At 68.6% G+C, this 23158-nt stretch carries 13 protein-coding genes and 3 pseudogenes; 13 read left to right on the top strand and 3 right to left on the bottom strand.

The window, feature by feature from the left end; all coding sequences use genetic code 11:
• Positions 1-543: 543 nt before the first annotated feature.
• Entirely contained in the window at positions 544-1992 is a 1449-nt protein-coding gene (locus AB0J12_RS14065) for a M4 family metallopeptidase (protein ID WP_363264517.1), read from the top strand.
• A gap of 160 nt (positions 1993-2152) precedes the next feature.
• Here the strand turns inward: AB0J12_RS14065 and AB0J12_RS14060 are convergent, their stop codons facing one another.
• The gene (locus tag AB0J12_RS14060) at positions 2153-2758 is read right to left on the bottom strand and encodes a helix-turn-helix domain-containing protein (RefSeq protein ID WP_363264516.1); all 606 of its coding nucleotides are present in this window, start codon (positions 2756-2758) and stop codon (positions 2153-2155) included.
• Between the two features lie 143 nt (positions 2759-2901).
• Between AB0J12_RS14060 and AB0J12_RS14055 the strand changes: the two genes are divergently transcribed.
• The 6 genes and pseudogenes from AB0J12_RS14055 (at position 2902) to AB0J12_RS14030 (ending at position 8740) form a co-directional block, all read left to right on the top strand.
• Positions 2902-3888: an alpha/beta hydrolase gene (locus AB0J12_RS14055; RefSeq protein WP_363264515.1), complete on the top strand. Its 987-nt coding sequence runs from the start codon at positions 2902-2904 to the stop codon at positions 3886-3888.
• A 209-nt stretch (positions 3889-4097) separates the two neighbouring features.
• Positions 4098-4385, top strand: coding sequence for a hypothetical protein (locus AB0J12_RS14050; RefSeq protein ID WP_363264514.1), 288 nt, complete (start codon positions 4098-4100; stop codon positions 4383-4385).
• Between the two features lie 364 nt (positions 4386-4749).
• Positions 4750-5523, top strand: coding sequence for an FKBP-type peptidyl-prolyl cis-trans isomerase (locus AB0J12_RS14045; protein ID WP_363264513.1), 774 nt, complete (start codon positions 4750-4752; stop codon positions 5521-5523).
• Between the two features lie 30 nt (positions 5524-5553).
• Positions 5554-5679: pseudogene (locus AB0J12_RS14040) on the top strand (FKBP-type peptidyl-prolyl cis-trans isomerase); the annotation flags it as partial.
• A gap of 274 nt (positions 5680-5953) precedes the next feature.
• On the top strand, positions 5954-6112 hold the full coding sequence (locus AB0J12_RS14035) for a hypothetical protein (protein ID WP_363264512.1): 159 nt from the start codon (positions 5954-5956) through the stop codon (positions 6110-6112).
• 150 nt (positions 6113-6262) lie between these two features.
• Positions 6263-8740, top strand: a complete 2478-nt coding sequence (locus AB0J12_RS14030) for a SpoIIE family protein phosphatase (protein WP_363264511.1) — start codon at positions 6263-6265, stop codon at positions 8738-8740.
• A gap of 1185 nt (positions 8741-9925) precedes the next feature.
• On the opposite strand, the gene AB0J12_RS14025 is transcribed toward AB0J12_RS14030, so the two are convergent.
• A complete protein-coding gene (locus AB0J12_RS14025; RefSeq protein WP_363264510.1) occupies positions 9926-11116 on the bottom strand; it encodes an MFS transporter in 1191 nt (396 codons plus the stop codon).
• Between the two features lie 414 nt (positions 11117-11530).
• Here AB0J12_RS14025 and AB0J12_RS14020 point away from each other — a divergent pair, with 414 nt between their 5' ends.
• The 6 genes and pseudogenes from AB0J12_RS14020 to AB0J12_RS13995 all read left to right on the top strand — a co-directional run bounded on the left by AB0J12_RS14020 (position 11531) and on the right by AB0J12_RS13995 (position 20660).
• The gene (locus AB0J12_RS14020; RefSeq protein ID WP_363264509.1) at positions 11531-14698 is read left to right on the top strand and encodes an EAL domain-containing protein; all 3168 of its coding nucleotides are present in this window, start codon (positions 11531-11533) and stop codon (positions 14696-14698) included.
• An 85-nt stretch (positions 14699-14783) separates the two neighbouring features.
• Positions 14784-14936, top strand: a pseudogene (locus tag AB0J12_RS14015) (MbtH family NRPS accessory protein); the annotation flags it as partial.
• Between the two features lie 93 nt (positions 14937-15029).
• Positions 15030-18062, top strand: a complete 3033-nt coding sequence (locus AB0J12_RS14010; protein WP_363264585.1) for an amino acid adenylation domain-containing protein — start codon at positions 15030-15032, stop codon at positions 18060-18062.
• Positions 18056-18871, top strand: coding sequence for a leucyl/phenylalanyl-tRNA--protein transferase (locus AB0J12_RS14005; RefSeq protein ID WP_363264508.1), 816 nt, complete (start codon positions 18056-18058; stop codon positions 18869-18871). The genes AB0J12_RS14010 and AB0J12_RS14005 overlap by 7 nt, the downstream gene beginning before the upstream one ends.
• Before the next feature lie 702 nt (positions 18872-19573).
• A pseudogene (locus AB0J12_RS14000) lies at positions 19574-20104 on the top strand (hypothetical protein); the annotation flags it as partial.
• 196 nt (positions 20105-20300) lie between these two features.
• Positions 20301-20660: a TetR/AcrR family transcriptional regulator C-terminal domain-containing protein gene (locus AB0J12_RS13995; protein ID WP_363264507.1), complete on the top strand. Its 360-nt coding sequence runs from the start codon at positions 20301-20303 to the stop codon at positions 20658-20660.
• Between the two features lie 149 nt (positions 20661-20809).
• Here AB0J12_RS13995 and AB0J12_RS13990 read toward each other — a convergent pair whose 3' ends face one another.
• A complete protein-coding gene (locus AB0J12_RS13990) occupies positions 20810-22975 on the bottom strand; it encodes a carbohydrate-binding module family 20 domain-containing protein (RefSeq protein WP_363264506.1) in 2166 nt (721 codons plus the stop codon).
• Between the last annotated feature and the right edge of the window lie 183 nt (positions 22976-23158).

Genomic DNA, 23158 nt, shown 5'->3' with positions numbered 1-23158 from the left:
TACGTGCGAACACGCTTTTTACCCCTCTGGCCAGGGCGTGAGCTGTGCACCGATGGACACATTCCAAGATCACGCCTGGGCGCAGGGGAGCATGACATGCTCTCCGCGCGGCAGACTCGCCACAGGTTCAGGGAGTCAAGAGGCCCTCCTCGCCCACTCAAACGGGGGTCAAGATTCAGCCATCGCCTGGCCATGACCCGCCTGGACGACGTGTCGGTTTTGCGTCTCCGCGCACCGATGCGCACGCACCCATCGACTCCGACGAACCGGAAACCCGTGCGACGATATTGCTTGATCTTGAAGGAATATCGCCGCAATCCGACACTGGCGGAATGGATGGCTCCAGTTACTCAGGACAGCCGTGACGGCAGTCCGGGTCGATGGGCCGGGCGGCCCGGTGTCGGGAGTACCCGTCGGCGTCCGTCACCACCACATCCCGCAGGGTTGGACCGGTGGCCCGCCCACGGTGCGGGGGCCCCAGTCGCCCCTGTCCAGGGGATGGAGGATGTAGCTGGCCTTCTTCTTCTCGGCAGGGGGGCGGGCGTGGTCGTGCTGGGTGAGCAGGCACCCGGGATGACGACCCTGCCGTCCTCCGCCTCGGACTTCATGACCGGTCAGGTGCTCGTGGTCGACGGTGGCTACTCCACCCAGCGACAGAAGGACACCGACGGCATCGAGAAGCCGCTGTGGCGCACTCGCCGGCATGTGGCCGCCCCGTGGTGGCACGACCAGGTGCACCCGCCGGTCCTGCTCGTCTTCCACAAGGTCGGCAAGCGCCCCGCCCTGAGGCAGATGAAGAAGGTCGCCGACCTCATCCGGTCAACTGATGAGCCCACCAAAGGAACGCGCTTTGCTCATGGACCTGTCCAAGAGCCGGGCGGATGCGCGAAGATCACGCCCACGCTGCATCACCGTACCCACGCCATCCGCAACGGGAGGATGTACATGGCTCACCGCACACCCCGCGGACTGCTCGCCGGGGCCACCGCCACCGTGGCCCTGCTCATGACGGCCGCCTCGGCCTCCGCCGTGGGGACCGCCCCCGTCGTGCTCGGCCCGCAGGCCCGCGTCTTCATGGTCAACCCCGTCCAGTCGTCGGGCAACCAGACTCTCACCGACGCCAAGGACGCCGCCGACGCCGTTCCCGCCACCGCCTACGCGACCGTCGCCTTGCGCAATCTGGACGGCAGCGGCGGCCTCTCCGGCCGCTGGGCCTCAGTCCGCTCCGACACCGGGGCCTCCGCCCGGGTTGCCGACGCCGCCTCTTACAACCGGCACGACGACCAGTTCGAGCAGGTCATGGCGTACTTCTGGGTCAACGAGGCCCAGGAGTACCTGCAGGGCCTCGGCTTCGGCAGCGAACTGCCCGGCGCCAACGACCGCGCCCAGCCGGTTCGTATCAACCAATGGGGCGCCGACAACTCCTTCTTCAGCGACAAGAAGGCGGAGATCCGCTTCGGCAAGGGCGGCGTGGACGACGCCGAGGACGCCGAGGTCGTCGTGCACGAGTACGGTCACGCCGTGCACAACGCCCAGGTACCCGGCTTCGGCACCTCCCTGGAGGCCGGCTCCATCGGCGAGGCCTTCGGCGACTATCTCGCCGTCGCCGTCGGCGAGCACGCCGCCGCACGCTACGGCTGGCCGCTGAAGACCGACGTCGCCTGCGTCGCCGACTGGGACTCCGTCACCTACAGCGACGCCCCGCACTGTCTGCGCCGGATCGACTCCGACAAGACGTATGCGGACCGGGTCGGCGAGGTCCACGCGGACGGCGAAATCTGGTCCCGCGCGCTGTCCGACATCCGCACCGCCCTCGGCGCGCGCGTCGCCGACCGGATCATCGTCAACGCCCAGTTCGGCTTCGCCCCCGACACCAGCTTCGCGGCGGCCGCGAACACGACGGTCGCGACGGCGCAGAAGATGTACGGCAAGAGCGCGGCAGACGCGGTCCGCGCTGCATTCCAGGCCCGGGGCATCCCCGGCGTCGCCTGACACGCGACGTACCGGAGGCGGCAGATGTGCCGCCTCCGGAGCTGGGCGTCGAGTCCTCACAGTGGCTGGACCGGCCCATAGCCGCGACCCTCGCCCTCATCTCTTGTCGACGTTCACGAGCCGATTGATCGCCAACTGCCTCCGCATCGTTCGCTGCTTACTACCGGGTCCTTGGGCCAGGGGCGGGCGGGGTGCGCGGTCGCAGGCGCTCTCCCTGCGGCCCGAACATGATCAGGTACTCGACCGGGCCGCCGGGGCCGGCGTTCGCAACCCCGTGGGGATTGCGGGTGTCGAACTCGGCGACATCCCCGGCACTCAGGACGAGGTCCTGGCCGCCGAGTGCGAGCCACAGCCGCCCGTACAGGACGCACAGCCATTCCCAGCCGTCGTGGGAGACCTGCCGGGGCCGCGCGGGCGGCTCCTGGACGGCGGGCAGGACGTGTTTGTGGGCGTGCAGGCCCCCGACGTACCGGGTCAGCGGCAGCACCGCCTTGTCGTCGCCGAAACGCTGGAGCGCGGAGGTGCGGGGCTCGGCGGCGGGGGCGGTGCCGGCCAGCTCGTCCAGGGAGACGCCGTACTCCTTCGCCAACTGCAACACCACTTCCAGGGTGGGCTTGCGTCGGCTGGTCTCGATCCGCGACAGCGTGCTCGGGGAGATGCCGGTCGCGCTGCTGACGCCGGTGAGCGTGGAGCCGCGGTGTTCGCGCGCGGCCCGCAGCCGGGGGCCCATCGCCGCCAGCGTGTCGGCCACGTCGTCGCCTGTCACCCGCTCTGTCCCTTCCAGATGTGCCGCTCCACCACCCTGTCCTGCAAGTTTGCCAGAGTGGCAAGGGTAGTCGCGGTGGACGGTCGCTGCGCCGCATGATCGATGCGTACCTGCGTCCGCCCGCGAACCGAGGAGAAGCCCCCATGCAGCCCGAGCCGTTCACCGCACTCCGCCACCGCACCGTCGAGGCCCCGGCCGGGCGCCTGCACCTGGTCGAGCAGGGCACCGGCCCGCTGGTCCTGCTCGTGCACGGCTTCCCCGAGTCCTGGTACTCCTGGCGCCGCCAGCTCCCGGCCCTCGCCGCGGCCGGCTACCGGGCGGTGGCGATCGACGTGCGCGGCTACGGCCGCTCCTCCAAGCCTGCGGCGATCGACGCCTACCGGATGCTGGACCTGGTGGAGGACAACGTCGCCCTCGTGCACGCCCTCGGCGAGGAGAACGCGGTGGTCGTCGGCCACGACTGGGGTTCCAACATCGCCGCCACCTCCGCCCTGCTCCACCCCGAGGTCTTCCGGGCCGTCGCCCTGCTGAGCGTCCCGTACGCGCCACCCGGCGGCCCCCGCCCCACCGACATCTTCGGCCAGATCGGTGGCCCCGAGCAGGAGTTCTACGTCTCCTACTTCCAGGAGCCCGGCCGCGCCGAGACGGAGATCGAGCCTGACGTGCGGGGCTGGCTCGCGGGCTTCTACGCCGCTCTGTCCGCCGACACCATGCCCGCCCAGGGCGAGCCCGACCCGCACTTCGTCGCCCACGGCGGCCGCCTGCGTGACCGTTTTCCCGCAGGCATCCTCCCGGTCTGGCTTACCGAGGACGATCTCGACGTTTACGCCGGAGAGTTCGAGCGCACGGGTCTGACCGGCGCCCTCAACCGCTACCGCAACGTGGACCGCGACTGGGAAGATCTCACCCCCCACCGCGGCGCCCCGATCAAGCAGCCGTCCCTGTTCATGGGCGGCGCCCTGGACGCCTCCACCACCTGGATGTCCGACGCTATCGACGCCTTCCCCACCACCCTCCCCGGCCTGACCGCCTCCCATCTCGTAGAGGGCTGCGGCCATTGGATCCAGCAGGAACGCCCCGAGGAGATCAACCGTCTGCTGACCGGCTGGCTCAACACCCTCACGGGCTGAACCGCCAGGCGCGGCCGGGGCTTCTGTACACGGAACAGTTCGGCCCGCGTACCCGAGCGCAGCGGCTACGGCCGGGTGCTGCGTGATTCTCACAACTGACCAGTTGCGAGAGTTCTGCGAACACCCCGGAGCCGCTCACGAATCCGCAGGTCGCCGTTCGTAGAGCCCCCTCGCAAAGGTTCGACCCGGCGACGGGTCGCACCGCCACGGTGACGTCCAACGGCACGACCATCACGACGGCCTACGACAAGCTCGGCCGGGTCATCTCCTACAACGACGGCACCGGCAACACCCGCACCGCCGAGTGCGACGTACTGGGCCGCCCGCTCAAGGTCAGCGACTCGTCCCCGTCGACGACGACCTACGCCTACGACACGACGAAGGAACCCCGCGGGCTTCCCACGTCCCTGACCGACTCCGTGGCGGGCACGTTCACCGCCGCCTACGGCCCGGACGGCAGCTCACGACCGAGACCCTGCCCGGCGGCTACACGCTGAACCTCGGCTTCAACGAGATCGGCGAGAACACCTCCCGGATCTACACCCGTGACACCGACAGCGCGATCGTGCCGGCGGACACCGCGGACTACTCCACGCACGGGCAGATCGTCCACCACAACGGCACGGCAGGAGACACCACCGAGCAGAACTACGTCTACGACAACGCCGGACGGCTCACCCACACGGACGACACCGCCGCGGACCAGACCTGCACGCGCACTGGACGGCAACACCAACCGCACCGGTCTGACCACCAGCGTCAGCGCACCCGGAGACGGCTGCACCGACACCGACGCCACCACGGTGACCAACACTTACGACAGCGCCGACCGGCTCATCGGTACGGGTGCCGGGAAAGAACATGCGCAAAATCGCCCTGCCTCTGCTTGCCTGCGCGCTGGCCCTCGTCGGCTGCAGCGCCGGGAAAACCTCGCCCACCGGGCACGACAGCCACCGTCCCCTGCCGGCTCCGACCGTGTCCGTGGCCCGCCGGCCGGTACCCCCCGTGGTGCACACCGACGCCGTACTGCCCAAGGTGAGCGGTGACTTCGGGAAGAAGCCGGTCATCACCCTCCCCAAGGCGGGCCCGACCGGGAAGTTCGTGGTGACCCCCGCGCTCACGGGTCACGGCCGTGTGGTCGCCGACCACGACATCGCGGTCGTCGACTACTCGGCTCGCGCGTGGAAGGCCGGCAAGGATCTGCCCTCCACCTTCGCCGGGGGTGGAAAGCCCGCTCACCCCGTGCTGTTCACGGTCGGTACCGGTTCGGTGCTGCCCGCCCTCGACCTGGCCGTGCGCGGGCAGAGCGTCGGCAGCCGCGTCCTGGTGGTGGCTCCGCCCTCGGCCGCCTACGGCACCTCGGGCAACCCCGCCCTCGGGGTGTCGCCGACCGATACGGTGGTCTTCGCGGTGGACATCGTCGACGCCGTGCCGGCCAGGGCCACCGTCCACGGCCGGCAGCACGGCGACGACGCGGGCCTGCCGAGCGTCCGCGCCGGCGCCTCCGCCGTCTCGATCGACATGCCCGACACGGCGCCGCCGGCGGGCCTGGTCGTACGCCGGATCGTCGACGGCTCCGGGCCACGGGTCGGCGCGGGCCGGACGGTGGTGCTCCGGCGAGCCGGTGCGGTCTGAAACAGCAACCGGGGCACGAACGACGCGCCCCTGTTCGACGCCTCCTGGGCGACCGGCCCCACGCCGGTCGTCGTGGGCCGCCACAACCTCATCGAGGGCCTGGACCGGGCCCTCGTGGGCGCGAACGTGGGCAGCAGGCTGCTGGTCGTCGTCCCCCCGCACTCGGCTACGGCTCCCAGGCGCAGCAGGGGATTCCGGCCCGGTCCAGCCTGGTCTTCGTCGTCGACGTCCTCGCCGCGAGCTGACCCCGGCTCGCCGCGCAGCCAAGGCTTCGCCCTCGTGCTCGACGGATGCGCTCTGCGGCCCTCCGGGACCGCGTGGCGGCGTGTCACAGTCCGGCGGGGCACGGTCGACGGATCTTGCCGTTCCCGATCGTGGCGTCGGCGCAGCCGGGGGGCAGGCCATGGTGGGAGGTGGCGGAGAAGTTCCAGTGACGGTCCTGGACACCCTCGCGGGCGGCATCACCTCCCCGTTCCCCACACACCGCGGCCTGACCGCCCGGCTGCGCTACATCACCCGCTCCGAGCACGCCCGATCGTGTCCCTGCGCGCTGAGGCGGGCCGCCCACAGCACCGGACGCCCCTCATAGGCGGATCCTTGAGCAAGATCACCGAACTTGGGGCGTCCGGCAGGCGCTGTGCCCTTCTGCCCAGGCGTTGTGCCTCCGCTCCCGCAAGCAGATCCTTGAAGGAAGCGCGCGGGCTGCTTCGCGGGCCGCAGTGACAGCGAGGACGGACACGTGGTGACCACATCGGCAACTGCCCCCGGCGCGGACGATCGGGGCGATCCACTCAGTGTCACGCGCGCAGCCGTCGTCACGCTGGACGGCCGGAAGTCGGTGACCGGCTGGAGCCCGCAGGCGGAGCAGTTGCTGGGTTACCGCGCGAGGGAAATGCTCGGCCAACCGATCAGCGCGCTGGCGACGAAGGCCGAGAGAATGGATGAGGACTGGCTCGGCATGCATCCGGACGGCGGAAAGCCTGGTCAAACGGTTCTCCGTCACCGGTCCGGCCACCTCCTGCGGACGGTGACGTCGCTGTACCAGCTCCCGGCCATGGTGGCGGGCACCGCTTTCCTCCTGTTGCTGGCGGATGCCGAGGAACATACGGCGTGGCAGCTGCGGCAGGCGATGCTCGACGGCCTGGCTGCCGAATCCCCGGTGGCGTTGACGATCTACGGGCCTGACCTGCGGGTGGCATGGGCCAACACTGCGGCGCGAAAGGAGCTGCCGGGGGAGTTCACGCAGTATCTGGGGCGTAGTGAAGGCGAGCTGTACCCCGGTAGCCAGGTGCTCTCGGCCGGACACCCGCACTCGGTGACGCAGCTGATGAGCGAGGTGCTCGTCACCGGGCAGACCGTCGTCGATCTTCGGTACCAAGGGCGTACTCTCGCGGATCCGGATCGTGAACACGTGTGGTCGCTGTCCTACTACCGACTGCAAGATGCGGCGGGTCGGACGCTGGGGGTGTGTGAGGAATCGGTCGACGTCACCGACCTGTACCGAGCACAGCACAGACTGACTCTTCTCAATGAGGCCGCCGGCCTGATCGGCAGCACTCTGGACCTCGGTCGCACGGTAGACGAATTCGCCGAAGTCCTGGTGCCCGAGATCGCCGACTTCATCGCCGTCGACCTGCTCGGGGGCGTTCTGGACGGTCGGGAGCCCGATGTCCGCTCCGTTGGCTGGACAGCCGACATGCGCCGGGCCGTCCACCGGTCCGTCCATGAGGACCTGCCCGAAGTGGTCGTCCCACCTGGCGGCACGGTCGGATATGCCGAGGGGTCCCCGCAATGGCGATGTCTGGCAAGCGGGAATCCCGTACTGGACGCGGTGCTGGCGCCGTCCACTCCTTGGCTGATGCATGACGCCGTGCGCAGCACCCGCTTGCGGGCCCTAGGCATCCATTCCCACATGGTGGTTCCGCTCCGGGCGCGGGGCGTGACCATGGGGGTGGCAACTTTGATGCGGTGGCGCAATCCCGAGCCTTTCACCCCTGAGGACCTGCTGCTTGTTGAGGAACTCGCTGCCCGGGCCGCCGTCTGCATCGACAACGCACGCCGATTCACCAGGGAGCACCACTCCGCACTCACACTGCAGCGCAGCCTGCTGCCGCACAAACTGCCGGTCCACGCCGCCGTAGAAGCTGCCTACCGTTATCTGCCCGCTGACACGGAGGCTGGAGTGGGCGGTGACTGGTTCGATGTGCTGCCTCTCGCTTGTGCCCGGGTGGGGCTCGTGGTCGGCGACGTCATCGGCCACGGTCTGCGCGCCGCAGCAACCATGGGCCGGCTGCGCACAGCCGTGCACACGCTGGCCGACCTGGATCTACCGCCCGACGAGCTGCTGGCCCACCTCGACGACCTGGTACAGCGTCTGGCCGAGGAGGCCGAGACGGCACACCCCTACGGTGTGGAGGGCGTGGTAGGCGCCACCTGCCTATACGGCATCTATGACTCCGTCACGCACCGTGCGACGTTCGCCAGCGCCGGGCATCCGCCACCCGCCCTCGCGCATCCGGACACGCCGGTGGAGTTCTGCGACATTCCCACCGGCCCTCCGCTGGGAGTGGGCGGCCTGCCCTTCGAATCGGTGGAGATGGACATCCCGGACGACAGCATCCTGGCCCTGTACACCGACGGTCTGATCTTGGCCTCCGAGTCCGACACGGACATCGGACTGGAGCGACTGAGCTTCGCGCTCGCCCATCCGGACCGCCCTCTGGAAGAGATCACCGGCACCATGGCGCGCATCCTGCTGCCCGATCACCCCCCAGACGATGTCGCCTTCCTGGTCGCCCGGCCTCGCCCGCTGCCGGCCGACAGTGTGGCTTCATGGGAGCTGGCCTTCGAACCGGAAACAGCTGGGCTGGCTCGGTCCCTGACCAGCGAGCGCCTCACTCAGTGGCGGCTTGAGGATCTGACCTTCTCCGCGGAACTGATCGTCAGTGAACTGGTCACCAACGCGATCCGGCATGCACGCGCCCCCGTCTCCCTGCGGCTGATCCGGACCGAGAACCGCCTCATCTGCTCCGTCTCGGACGGCAGCAGCAGCTCGCCCCACCTTCGCCGGGCGAAGCTCGGCGAGGAAGGTGGCCGCGGTCTCTTCCTGGTGGCGCAGTTCGCCGCGCGCTGGGGCACCCGCCATACCGCAGACGGGAAAATCATCTGGGCGGAAATGCTTGCCCCCGTGGCAGAAACAAAAATCTTCCCACCGTGACTCCAGCCGCCGCTCCCCCATCTTTGGTGGCGCGGCGTGGAAGGCGAACAAAGCTGAACGCCGCGGTTGCCTGCCGCTCCGCCGCTCTGCCTGGCTTCAGCATCCATAGCCCGCCGCGAGCAGCTTCAGCCCGTCGGCCTCTGATCTACTCGATCAGCTCCATCCGCTCGGCCTTTCTCTTGAGCAGCCGGGTGTCCTCGAACCGGAGGCCTGGAGGCGAGCCCCTCGACGTTGTCGGCTCCGGGCCACTGGAGCCGGCCTGCAGGGAGGCTGCGCCCGGGTGACGTACGGTTCCTCGGCGCTCTGCCTCGCCCCGGCTGTTGAGCAGACTCCCTCATTACACAGGACTCGTCTTTCCCAGCGTCTGTCCGGAGAACGCGCCGGTCATCTGCCGCGAGACCCTGGCTGTCGGGCTTCCCGTACTCGCGCGGTCCGGATCGGCGGCTGCGAAAGTTGTACTGCGTCACCGCACCGGTGCGGTGTACAGCGAGGCCGACGACCTCTCTGGTGTTCTCCGTGACGCGCGGGAGCACTTCCTCACTCTGCGTGACCATGGTCTGCAAGTGCACGCGCATCATTACACCGCGGCATCTTGGGCGGCGAAGGCGGAGGCGGTGTACGGCCGGGCCATCAGGGAGGCAGCAGCCCGGCAGACCGGCGCAGCAGCACCCCATGGGGGTCGGCGGCACACTCAGCCGATTGCTGATCAGAAAGTGGGACGTGATCTTGCATCGAAGCAGCTCCATAAGGTGTTGGGCGGCCCAGGAGGGCCGGGTGTGGCTGAAGGTTGCTTGCAGTGAGTGGCTCGAACGGAGTGGCCACCCGGCTCTCCGGGGCGCCCTGGCTGCTGATTGAGATGTACGCGCCTTGTGCGGTCGCTGTCTATGGAGACGACAGCGGGGTGAGCGAGCGATCTGGCCGGGTGTGGTACGGGATCGACGCGGGCAAGGGGCATCACTGGGCGGCGGTGGTCGACGAGACCCACCGGCATCGCCCGCCAGACGGCCGCGTGCCGAACGGTCCTTGATCGGGAGCGGTGCTGCCTCGACGATGGACGGCGGCCACGACGAGGGTCCGCAACCGCACGGGCACCAGGGGCCGGAACCGGACCGCCATCCAGTCGCCTCCGCTGCTGCCGTCTCGCCTCCTGCCCGTCGAGGCCGGGGCGGGCCGGACCTGCCGAGCTCAGCGCGCCACGGCGCGAGACAGCCGTGGCATGGCCAGGCAGACGGTAAGGGCGGCGAGCAGGGCCGCCGAGCACGGCACCCGGTAGCCGGCCGAGGCCCCCGCCGCGTCGGCCGCCCACCCGGCCACGGCGTAGCCCAGCGCCATCCCCACGGAGAGGCCTGAGACGATCCAGGTGATGCTCTCAGTGAGCAGAGCAGCCGGGGCAAGGCGGCTTACCAGCTCCATCGTGTTGATCAGGGTCGGCGCGAGGGACATGCCCGCCACGAAGAGCATCGCCGACAGCGCCGCCAGGCCCGGCACGAACAGCAACGGTGCCGTCGCCAGCGCCAGCACCCAGACACTGATGAGTAACCGCCATGTGATCTCCCGCCGCGGCCTGATCGTGCCGAAGACCATGCCCGCCAGGCACGACCCGAGCGCGTACGCCCCGAGCAGCAGGCCGGAGAGCGCTTTGTGGTGGTGTGCGCCTGCGAACGCCAATGTCGCGACCTCCACCGAACCGTAGGTCGCCCCCACCGAGGTCAGCGTCAGCGCCAAGAGGCCGAGTCCTGGGGTCCGCAGTGCCCCGCCCTGCGCACGCAGCGGCTCGGGGCGTACCGGCGGTTCCGTGCGCTGCTGACCGGCGAACAGCATGACGCCGACGGCAAGCAGGACCGCGGCCGCCAGCGGTCCTGCCTCGGCACTGACCCCGGTGGACAGTGTGATGGCCAGAATCGGGCCCACGACGTAGATCACCTCGTCGAGCAGCGACTCCAGCGAGTATGCCGTGTGCAGCAGATGCTGTGACGCCCGGTGGATCTCAGCCCAGCGGGACCTGACGAGCGCACCCATACTGGGCATGCAGCCCGCCACAGCTGCCGCGATGTACAGCGTCCAGTCCGGTGCGGCATACCGGGCGCACAGCACGAGACCACAGATGGCAGCGACTGACACAGCCATCGCCGGAACGACCACGCGACGTTGGCCGTGGCGGTCGACCAGTCGGGAGACCTGCGGTCCCATCGCCGCGGTGGCGAGTGCCTGGGTGGCGGAGACCGAGCCGGCGAGCCGGTACTCGCTCCCGAGCTGCGACAGCATGGTGACAGTGCCGACGCTGATCATCGCCAACGGAACCCGCGCGACGAAGCCCGCAGCGCAGAAGAGCATGCTGCCGGCAGGGGAGAAGATCCGGCGGTAATCCGCAAGCATGGTCCTCCATGCTTCGTCAACAGCTGATGGTCGCCGCGGGGGACCGATCCGGTTTCAACAGCTCCCAAGCCGCCATTTTCGCGCATTTCTCGGTGTCCCGCGACGCGACGTGAATCTGTGCGGATGCGTGCGGGCGCCGGCATCTCTCCCTGCGTATGCGGGAAATGAAGAGCCGGGTAAGCTGGATGGCAGAACATGTCGATGTCCTGGCAAGAAGGAGCCCCCCGTACCGGAGACCGCGTAGACCCCGGCAACCGCGTATGCAGGTAAGGGCGTTCATAGGCGACCGGGCCGACTCACGGCCCCGGAGAGTTCCCCTCCACCAGCCCGATCCCTCGGGCTTCTCCGCTGTGGCTCGGCGCCGTGCGCCCGACCCGGTCCGCCCACTGATGGCGTTCCCAGGAGGTGAGTGGGGTGGACGCGCGACTGCGAAACCAGGCCGCGATGGTCGCCGTCAGCACATGCATCATCGCGCTGACCGCCTTGTACTACGTCTTTCCGGAACAGCGGCTGCTCTTCGTCGCCATGGGAATGATCGGAGTCGTCGGTATCCTCCTGGGTGTCTTTCTCAACCGCCCGGCACACAGGCGTCCCTGGCTGCTGCTCGCCACGGGAAACTTCGCCTTCGCCGCGGGCGAGGCCACCCAGATCGTCTACATCCAGTTTCTCCACGAGCAGAGCCCGTTTCCGTCGGTCGCCGACGGTTTCTACCTCGCGGCATATCCGCTCTACGCGGCCGGACTGCTGGGCTTCGTCCACTGGCGTACGGGATGGCGTGACCGAGCGAGCCTCGTGGACGCACTGACGCTCACCGTCGGCCTGGCCCTGCTGTCCTGGCTCTTCCTCATCGAGCCGTTCAGCCACATCCAGGGACTCACCTGGGTGCAGAAGGCCTTCTCCATGGCCTACCCTCTCGGCGACATCCTCGTCCTGGCGATGCTGCTGCGCCTGCTCGCCGGCCGCGGCGGCAAGGGCCGCTCACTCATGCTCCTCACCGTCGGTACCGTCGGTCTGCTCGCCTCCGACGTGGCCTACGGCCTGATTCAGCTGAACGGGACTTGGAAGACGGGCACGCTCGTCGAGTTGGGCTGGGCCGTCCTGTACGGCGCCTGGGCGGCCGCCGCACTCGATCCGTCCATGCGGTCGCTCACCCAACCGGGTGAATGGCGTCCCGATACCGGCACGGGCCGGCTGAGCCTGCTCACCCTGGCGTCGCTGATCGCGCCGACCATCCTCCTCGTGCAAGCCGTGCGCGGCGTGAACGCCAACGGCGGCGTCATCGGGGTGTTCTCCGCGGTGCTCTTCGTTCTCGTGCTCTACCGCCTGGCGGGCGTGGCGACGACCCACCGGCAGGCGGTAGGCCGAGAGAAGGTGCTGCGCATCGCCGTGTCTGCGCTGGGCCAGGCGAGTGACACGCGGAATGTGGCCGTAGCCGTCCACTCCGCGGTGACGTCGCTGATGGCACACAGTCCGGCCTCGTCGGCGCTGCTCATCGTGCCGGACAACACCCTCTGGCTGAACGGGACGCGCGACCGCGAACGCCTTCCCGTGTCCGCGTGGGTGACCGGAGCCGTACGGGACCTGGCCGAATCCGGCGAGAACCGCCTGGTCCCCCTCGACGCCCTGATGCCCGATCTCGCCACCCGCCTCGCGGATCCGGCCGGCACCCGGCAGGCGCTGGTCAGCCCGCTCGCCTCGCAGGATCACCCCTGTGGTGAACCGCTGATCGGTGCGTTCATCGTTGCCGGGGACGAGCGGGACCTGCTCGTATTGCGCGAGACGCTGACAACTCTCGCCGCGCAGAGCGCACTTGCCGTGACGCGGCTGGCCCTCTCCGAGGAGGTCAATCAGCGCAACAGCGAGGCGTACTTCCGCACCCTTGTGCAGAACGCCTCTGACGTCATCCTGATCCTCGACGAAGACGATCGGGTCCGTTATGCCAGCCCCTCCGCAGACCAACTGCTGGGCGTTCCGGACCTGGAGGGCGCACAGCTCATCGATCTGGTCCCGCCACAGGACAGCCGCGCGGTGGTCGAGACCCTCGGCCGTATACGCAGGCATGATGACCAGGGCAACCGCGAGCACTGGCGCATGGTCCGGGCCGACCGGGCGACCATCGAGGTCGAGGTGAGGTGGAGCGACCTGCGCGAGGAGGCCACGGTCGGCGGGGTGGTACTCACCCTGCGGGACGTGACCGAACAGCTCAAGCTCGAACGCGAACTGACGCACCGGGCATTCCATGACTCGCTGACCGGCCTGGCCAACCGCGTGCTCTTCCAGGACCGGGTCAGCCACGCCCTGGTGCAGGCTCAGCGCGACGGCACCGTGGTCGGTGTGCTCTTCGTGGACGTGGACAACTTCAAGGTCGTCAACGACCTGCACGGCCACAGTGTGGGCGACGAACTCCTGGTCGCCCTGTCCCTCCGGCTGCAGACCACTGTCCGGGCTTCTGACACGGCCGCACGCATCGGCGGCGACGAGTTCGCCCTGCTGGTGGAGGGCTCGGCCACGTCGGTGGGCGTGGAGCGGTTCACCGAGCATGTGACGAGCGCGTTCGCCAAGCCGTTCCGGCTCAGCGTGGGGCCGGTGACCGCGTACGCCAGCATCGGCGTCGCGACGACGGAGGACAGCGTCGACTCGATCGAACTGCTCAAACACGCCGACCTCGCGCTGTACGCCGCGAAGACGGCGGGCAAGCGGCAGTGGCGCCGCTATCACCCCGAGTTGCAGAGCGGCATGGCCGAGCGCGCCAAGTTGCAGGCGGGACTGGACACTTCGCCGATCGAGACCTCGTTCATGGTGCTCTACCAGCCCATTGTGGAGCTGACCAGCGGGCGGATCACCGGCTTCGAGGCACTCGTTCGCTGGCCGCACTCCACGCGCGGCATGGTGCTGCCGGAGGAGTTCATCACGCTGGCCGAGGAGAGCGGGCAGATCGTTCCGCTCGGTGCCTGGGTGCTCGACCAGGCCGCCGCCGAGGCTGTCCGGTGGAAGGGCTCCGTGCAGCGTGACGGTGCGTCTGGCCGCACAGCTCCGTACGTCAGCGTGAACGTGTCGCCACGTCAGTTCCGCGACGAGCATTTCCGCGAGATGATCCAGCGTGCCCTGGACCTCTCCGGCATAGAACCGCGCTTCCTGGTTCTGGAACTGACAGAGAGTGTGTTGATGTACAACGACGAACGTATCCGGGCTGAAATGAGATCGCTCACCGACCTTGGTATCCGCATCGCGATTGATGATTTCGGAACGGGTTACTCGTCACTCAGCTATCTGCGGGAATTCCCGATCTCGATCCTCAAGATCGACAAATCGTTCGTTGACGAACTCGGACGCTCGCCTGAGCAGTACGCCCTGGTCGAGGGCATCACGCACCTCGCGGACACACTTGGTCTCAAGGTGATCGCCGAAGGAGTGGAGAACGTGAGACAACGGGATGCGTTGATCTCCATGGGCTGCCGGTTCGCACAGGGGTACCTCTTCGCCGAGCCGATCGGAGCCGAGGAGGCGGAGCAGCTCGTCCTCGCACCGCCGCTCGGCCGAGTGGCCGACTTGTCTGAGGTCGCCAACGGACTTGAGCGGTGATCGAGCGCTGACGGCGGGAGGCCCTCTCCCGCGATGGCGGCAGGGGGGTTGCTCCGCATGCCGCCGGCGAGGCAGGAGACCGAAGGTGACGGAAAGTGATGAAAGGTCGGCAGACTCTGCCGCACTGTGCGTCGTGCTGTGCAACGACGAGGAGCAGTACGCGATCTGGCCCACCGATCGCCGGATTCCGGCCGGCTGGCGCCAGATCGGCGGACCGGCCCCGGCCCCATCATGTGCGAGCCTGGTCGATCGCCTGTGGACCGATATGCGGCCCGCGAGCGCCCGGAGCCGGCGCTTGGCTCCGGGAGCCGCACCGAGCACCGTGCCTGAAATGGTCCGGGAACGCGCGCGGCGTGCGCCGTCCGCTCCGGCGGTCCTCTCGGACGAGGGCCGGCTCAGCTACGCCGAGCTGACCGATCACGCCGACCAGCTGGCTCACGAGCTGCGCACCTGGGGTGTGGGTGCGGAGTCCGTCGTCACCGTGTGTCTCGACCGCATGCCCGAACTGGTCGTCGCACTCCTGGCAGTGCTCAACTCCGGTGGCGCGTTCCTCCCCCTCGACCCGGCGACTCCACGGCAGCGGATGGTCCAACTGGTCGGGGAGACCGGCTCAAGCGTCGTCATCACCAGCCGCGAGCACGCGCCGGTGTTCGCCGGATGCGAGGCGCGGATCGTTCATGCCGGGGGACCTTCCCCGCAAGCACAGACGGGACTTCGTCCGCCGGACGGCCCCCTTCCGGACGATCTCGCCTACGTGATCTACACCTCCGGATCCACCGGCCCTCCCAAGGGCGTGATGATCACTCACCGGTCGATGGCTTACTCCCTCACCGCTGTGACCCGGGCGTACGAGCTGACGCCCGGTGACCGGGTGCTGCACGCCGCGGCACTCGGCTTCGACACCTCACTGGAGCAGATTTTCGCCACGCTGATCAGCGGCGCGACGCTCGTCCTTGCGGGAACCCGGACCTGGGCGCCGACTGACCTGCTGCCCCGCCTCCCCGAGTACGGGATCACGGTCGCCGACCTGACTCCCGCCTACTGGCGGCAGCTCCTGTCCTCCACAGACCGCGGTGAGGACCTCGCCTCGCTGAGGCTCGCCATCGTCGGCGGGGAGATCGTCACCACGGTGGACTGCCGCGACATTCTGCGCCGGATTCCCGGTGTGCGGCTCGTCAACGCCTACGGCCTCACCGAGACCACGATCACCTCTACGCTGTGCGACCTGAACCAGGAGACGCTCACCGCGCCGGACACCGCCGTGGCCCCGGTCGGCAGGCCCCTGAAAGGCAGTCACGTCCATCTGCTCGACGCCGGACTGCACCCGGTGCGGCCGGGCGAGCGCGGCGAGATCTACATCGGGGGCCCGGGGCTGGCGCGCGGTGTTTGGTGTCAGCCCGCCCTCACAGCGCAGCAGTTCCTGCCCGACCCGCACGGCCTGGCCCCGGGAGACCGCATGTACCGCACCGGGGACCTGGGCCGCTGGCGCCAGGACGGCAACCTGGAGATCATGGGCCGGGTCGACGACCAGATGAAGATCCGCGGGTTCCGCGTCGATCCGGCCGAGGTCGAGGCCGCCCTCGCCTCCCATCCGGAGATCGGCCAGGCGATGGTGGTGGCCCGGGCACGCAACCACGGCGACCGGGACCTCGTCGCGTACTACACGCCGGCCTCGCCGGTGGCCGACGGCGAGGGGGAGCTGCGTGCACGACTTCGGTCGGCACTCGCCGAGACCCTGCCGAGCTACATGATCCCGGCGGTCTTCCGCGCCGTGGAGCGGCTGCCCCTCACGCCCGGCGGAAAGGTCGATCGCCGGGCCGCGTTGGAACCCGCGACCGCGGCGCCGAGGACGGCCGGCGCCGAAGACCGTCCGGTGCCCCAGGGGATGGCCCAGCTGTGGCGCCAGATCCTGGATGTGGAGCATGTCCGTCCGCACGACGACTTCTTCGAGCTGGGCGGCAACTCGCTGCTGGCCATGGAGATGCTCGCCCGAACCCGCGTCATTTTTGGTATCGGCGTCTCGCAGATCCGCGACCTGACCCGTTCCCTGCTGCGGCATCCGACGCTCGAGGCATTCGCCGAGTCCGTGCGCCAGGCACGTGCAGGCACACTGGCCCGCCTGGGCGGCGGCAGCGTCGACTTCGCCGCCGAGACCGATCGGCGCATTCCGGCGATCGGCGTCGAAGGACCGGCTCCCACCTCCGCGCGCCCCGGTGACGTCCTCCTCACCGGCGCGACGGGATTCTGCGGTGCGTACATGATCGACGAGCTGCTGCGCAGGACGACGGGGAGGATCATGTGCCTGGTCAGGGCCTCCGACGAGCAGCACGGCATGGAGCGGCTGCGTGCGAGCCATCAGCGGTTCGTGTACAGCGACCTGCCTGGTGGAGGGCGCGTCCAACCGGTCGTCGGGGACCTGGGCAAGCCGCTCCTGGGCCTGTCACCCGACCGGTTCGAGGAGCTGGGATCGGAAATCGACGCCATCTACCACTTCGGCGGCCAGGTCAACTTCATCTATCCGTACCACGACTTGCGCGCGGCCAATGTCGATGGCACCTACGAGATCATCCGCCTCGCCGCGGGCCGGGCCATCCCCCTGCACTTCACCTCCAGCATGGCGGTGCTGGCCGGATTCGGGCCCGCCGGGGTACGCGAGGTGACGGAGAGCACGCCGCTGGGCTTCCCGGAGTATCTGTCGGTGGGCTACGTGGAGACCAAGTGGGTCGCCGAGGCGCTGTTGCAGAAGGCGGCCGACGCGGGACTGCCGGTCGCCATCTACCGCCTGATGGACATCACAGGCAGAAGCGGAACCGGTGTGATGAATACCAGCAGCGAGATGGCCGCTCTCATCGGCTTCATCGCGCGGACCGGGCTGTGCCCCGACGTCCCGCTTCCGCTGGATTTCCTGCCGGCCGACCTCTTCACTCGCGCGCTCGGCCACATATCCACCCGCTGTCCGGCTCGTGGTCAGGTCTACCACCTCACCAATCCCCGGCCCGTACTGCTGGATTCACTCGCCGAACGCCTGCGTGAGCAGGGTCATCCCATCCAGGAGCTCCCGTACGCGGAGTGGATCGGCGCTCTGGTGGCGTACGCGGCCGTGCACCCCACAGACCCGATCACGCCGTTCGTCCCGCTCTTCGTCGACCGGTGCGCCCGCGCCGACATCACTGTGAGCGAGATGTACTTCCGGGGCGTCTTCCCGGAGTTCACCAGTTGCAACGCCGAGCAGGCCCTGGCGGACGCCCGCATCGACATCATGCCCGTCGACGCGGAGATGCTCGACCTCCACATCGACTTCCTCCAGCAGGCGGAGTACCTCCGGCCGGTGACGAGCCGCGAACAAGGATCGACGCGGTGGTGAACCGATGCCCCAGCTGGGAGGCGCTGGATGTAGGGAAAGCACCACCCGACGGTCCGGCGGCCTTCTGTGCCGACCTGTCTCACAGCAGTCTCCTGGCGGCCTACCGCGCCGGGTACTACCCCTTCCCGGCACCCGACGAGTACGCCCGCGCCCTCAACGAGGTGGTCTACGGCGATCAGGTCGAGGAGGGCCGCATCCCGCTCGTGGGGGATGAATCGGCCGACCCCTACGCAGTCTCGTGGTGGTCGCCCGACCCCAGGCCGGTGCTGCCTGTCTCCGCCGTGCATCTCAGCCGGAGCCTCGCCCGGCATTTGCGCAATCGGCTGCCGTGGTGGACCAGCCTGGACCTTGGCTTCGAGCGGGTCGTACGCGAATGCCGAACGGACCGTGTGCCCCAGTGGCTCACCGATGAGCTGATCACCAGCCTGGTCCGCTTGCATGATCTGGGTCATGCGCACAGCGTCGAGGTGTGGGAGGACGGCGATCTGGTCGGCGGGGTCTTCGGCCTGCTGATCGGACCGGTTTTCAGCATGGACTCGATGTTCTTCCGCCGTCCCGGTGCATCGAAAGTGGCAGTGACCGACCTCGCGGTGCGCTTCGCACAGGCCGGTGGTGTCCTGCTCGACGCTCAGCGGGACAGCCCGCTCGTCCGCAGCCTGGGTGGCGTTCTCCTGACCCGGCAGGAGTACGTGCGTCTCCTGCGCAGCACGCCGCGGGACAGCCTCCCGATGCCTGCCGTCACCTTGCCCGCCAGCCGCCTCGCCCAGCCCGCGGACACATGCTCACCGGACGGTCCGGCAACTCACTGACCCGCCGCCGGACTCGCGCAAAAGCTGAGCCTTGTGGGCAGCCAGCCACGCGCAGCAGCTCGCCGGGTTGGAGGCGTGGATAACCAGGGACGGCCAGTACAGCGACCGGGCCTTGCGGGAGTACTCGCCTTCCCAGTTGCCGATCCAGCACTTGCGGGCTCACCGTCCCACAGGTTGTCGACTACTACGGCATCGAGTGCGCACCCGTCTGCGACCTGTCCGTCGACTGCCTGAGGAAGGGGCCAGCCAGAACGCGACCGCTCCGCGTCATAGGGGCCAGGCCGGGTTGCCGTCACCAGGCCCCATCGGCGTTCCACAGGGTGACTTGGGCCTGCTCGATGCAGATGCGGGCGCCCCTCCGGCGCATGACCGCTTGGGTGCTGCCTGCATACACGGTGGCGTCGGCTGTCGCCTGCGCTGCTGTGCGAGTGCGGACTGCGAACCACTGCGTTCCGCAGGTGCCGTCCGTGGCAACGGTGGGCATGGCAACGAGCCACACGGGAAGCGTGTCCGGGACCCATTCCGCGGAGCTGAGAGTGCCCGGCCAGCGGTCCGGCACCATTTGAGGCAGGGAGCTCACGGATGGAGGGATCACAGTCATGGTGTCTCCTGCAACGCTGCGGCTCACAGAGGCGAACGGATGAGACCGCCGTGGGGTCATACGGCAGCCAACTGGCTTGAAATGAAGGGCTGACGTCGACCATGTCTCGCCGCCACCTCCACCGTCAAGAGGCAGTTCACATCTTTCTGCAAATTTCTGAAACGACTTGCAGACTTCCGTGTCTCGGGAAAGCGCTGGCCACAGCCACAGCAGTGAAGGTGAGGTCGCCGACTGGGGCCAGATCACACGCCGTGACACATAGATCGGCCTCAGCCTCGAACACCGAAGCCTTGGCGCACGCCGACAACGCCGGGCGTGAACCGCGCCGCCCGACGGGGTCTCGGCCAGTGACGGCAGGCTTCGCACCGGCCGGTCTACCCTGCGGTCAGAACGGGGCGGGGGCCGGCCCTGTCCGTCCACGCTTCGGCGCACCGCGACAGGGGGTATACCGTCGTGTCCACCGTGATCTTTCCGTCCACGATCACCCGGAGATACGCCTGCGCCTGAACGAGGTAGCGGCGAATGTCGAAGGAACCGATGCCGCTGCCGGAGAGCTCGTCAAGACGGCCCTGCTCCTCATCGACGAGCAGGGGGTCCAGGACTTCTCCCTGCGTATGCTCGCCGACCGACTCGGCTCCGGTACCGCCACGCTCTACCGCCACTTCGCCAGCAAGGACGAGATCCTCGCCCACGTGGTCGACCGCGTCCTGGGCGAACCCGACCTGGGCGACCTCAGCACCCTCACCACGTGGCAGGAAACGCTCGCCGCCATGGGCCACCGCCTGTACGAGGTGCTGCGCCGCCACCCCGCCGTCATCCCCCCCGCTCATGGCCCAGGTCCCCGTCGGCCCCAACGGCCTCGCCCAGCGCGAGCGCGTCCTGCACGCGCTCCTCGACCGCGGACTTCCCGCCGACCTCGCCGCACGCGCGTTCACCGCCGTCGGCCACTATGTCATCGGCTTTACCATCCAGCAGCACGGTCCCGCTGCGGCCGACCCGGCCACGGCCCCCCAACTCGCCGCGCTCTACCGCAACCTGGATACAGACATGTACCCGGCCCTCACCCGGACCGCGGGCACACTCACCTCCGTGCCGCTCGCCGAGGAATTCCGCTTTGGCCTCGACTGCCTGATCAGCGGCATGGAACGCCACGCCGCATACCTGCGGCAGGACGACGCCAGCCACTGAGCCGCGGTTGTCTTTCCGTACTTGAGGGCTGCGTCTCTGCTGGTCAGGGACAGGGGATGCGGTTCCGCGGGAGTGGTGGACGTACGACCGTGCGACGGCCGGGGAGACCGCCGCACGCATCATTCATCCGCGGAGCTCTGCCGTGTGTGTTACTTCCAGGTGTCGTTGAGGGTTACCGTGCCCGAGGCACCCGTGGCGTAGGTGCGGTTGCTGCCGGATTCCCAAGTGACGTTCCCGGCGCCGTCCTTGACGATGTACTTGTACTCGAAGGAGGTGTTCGCGGGGATGCTCACCGCCGCGGACCAGGTCGGATAGTTGGTCGGGGAGAGCTTGATCGCGGAGCTGGTGGACCAGTTGCCGAGAGCCGGGAGGGAACCGGTCAGGTAGACGTTCTGGCCAACAACGGTCGTCTTGGCCTCGTTGAAGTTGACGGTGACCTGGCCGGTGGTGGTGCTGGTGCTGCTGCCCCAGGTGTCGTTGAGGGTGCCGTCGGTCGCGCCGGTAGTGGCGGTGTGGTTGCTGCCGGATTCCCAGGTGACGTTTCCTGCGGAGTCCTTGACGATGTACTTGTACTCGAAGCGGGTGTTGGCCGGCAGCGCAACGGTGGCGCTCCAGAGGGGGTAGTTCGCCGAGGACAGCGGGATCGCGGAACTGGTGGACCAGTTGCCCAGGGCCGCGATGGAACCGGTGAGGTAGACGTGCTGGCCCGGCACGGTGGTCTTGGTCTCGTTGAAGGTCTCGTTGACCGTCCCCGTCGAGGGCGGGGTGGTCGGGCAGGCGGTGGTGCAGGAAGCGGTCCGGGCGTAGAGGGCCACGGAGTCACCGGCCGCCACCGTGACGGTGGCCTTGCCGCTGCTGTCGACGTCGACCGTGGCTCCGCTGCAGGTGCCGGAGGAGCTGATGTCGCCATGGATGATGTCGCAGTAGCTGCCGGCGGCCAGTCCCGTGGTGAAGGTCTGCGTGACCGCGCTGCTGCTGTTGTTGATCGCGATCCAGGCGGCGCTGCCGCGGGAGAAGGCGATGGTGTTGTTGCCGTTGTCCCACCAGTTGGCCACCGGCTGGCCGCTCGCCGCGTTGTGCCAGCCGACCATGTTGGCGACGCCCTGGACCCGGTCGGTGCATATCCATGCGCCGGACGTGCAGTCCGTGTTCGTCACGAAGCCGGAGGAGTCGGCGGGCGGGGAGTCGTCCCTGTTGTCGAAGGCGAAGCCGGAGTACACCGACGGCGTGCCGTAGCCCCACGCGAGCATGAACTCCGTGGCCAGCGTGTACTGCGGCCCGTTCTTGTAGTTCAGGGTCGAGCCGTCACGTTCGGTGTCATGGTTGGTCACCATGGCACCCTCCTTGCCGCTGGGCTCCAGCCCTGAGGCACCGAAGTTCTTAAGGCCGGCGATGTTGCCCTGGAACTGGCTCTTGAGCGCATCGGCGTAGTCGAAACCGATGACGCTGCCGTTGCTCTCGAACGCGCTGGGTGCGAGGTTGCCGCCGCTGCCGGGGAATACCTCCTGCAGGATGTAAGGACGCTGACCCCACAGGGTGGCGTTCAGGCGGGACTCGATGTCGGCGAAGTCGTTCTTGTTGATGTGCTTGGCCGCGTCGACGCGGAAGCCGTCCACTCCATAGCCGATGAGCTTGTTGAGGTAGGCCGCTTCCTTGGTCCGGACGTTGTCGGACTCGGTGTTGAGGTCCTCCAGCTTCAACAGGTCGCACTCCTGGACCTGCGTCTGATTGTTCCAGTCGTTGATGGCCAGGTTGGAGTTCGGGCAGTTCGCCGGGTACTGGTGGAAGTCGGACGGGCCGTAGGGCACCTGACCGTAGGACATCGAACCGACGGAGAAGGTGTCCCCGCCGTACGAGTCGGTGCTGGACTGGTCGGAGCCGGCCATGTGGTTGAGCACCACGTCGGAGTACACCTTGACGCCGGCGTTGTGGCAGGCCGTGACCATGTCCTTGAACTGCGCCTCATTGCCCATGCGGCTGTTGAGGTCGTAGCCGACCGGTTGGTATACGTCCCACCAGGCATGCGGGGCCCCGCCGACGCGGATCGAGTCCTCGGGCGGGGCGACCTGCACGGCCCCGTACCCCTTGGGACCGAGCACATCGGTACATTCCTTGGCCACCGAGGGCCAGTTCCACTCGAAGAGGTTGGCGATCACGTCACCGCCGTTGGGTCCTGCGGCGTGCGCGGTCGCTCCGAAGGACAGCGGAAGCGCCGCGCCCGCCACCAGGGCCCCGGCGAGCAGAAACCCGCTGGGCAGCAGACGCCTGCCCGCTCCCCCGCGGGACGGTCTGTGCGGCTCATTGACTGGGCTCATGACTGAGTACTCCCTGTAGGCAATAGGTCAGGTCGGCCGCCCTCTCGGGGGCAGCCCGGAACAGGACGCTCCCGCTCTGTCCCGTCGTAATGACGCGCGCCACCCGCGCCCGTCGGATGACAACCGGCAGCCCGCCGCCCCGCCTTGTAAAGGCGGCCCGCAGCCGGCGTAGTGCGCGCGAGA

Origin of the sequence: Streptomyces sp. NPDC049915, assembly GCF_040656475.1 — a bacterium.
Classification (GTDB): Bacteria; Actinomycetota; Actinomycetes; order Streptomycetales; family Streptomycetaceae; genus Streptomyces.
This window is presented reverse-complemented; position numbering and strand designations above follow the sequence as displayed.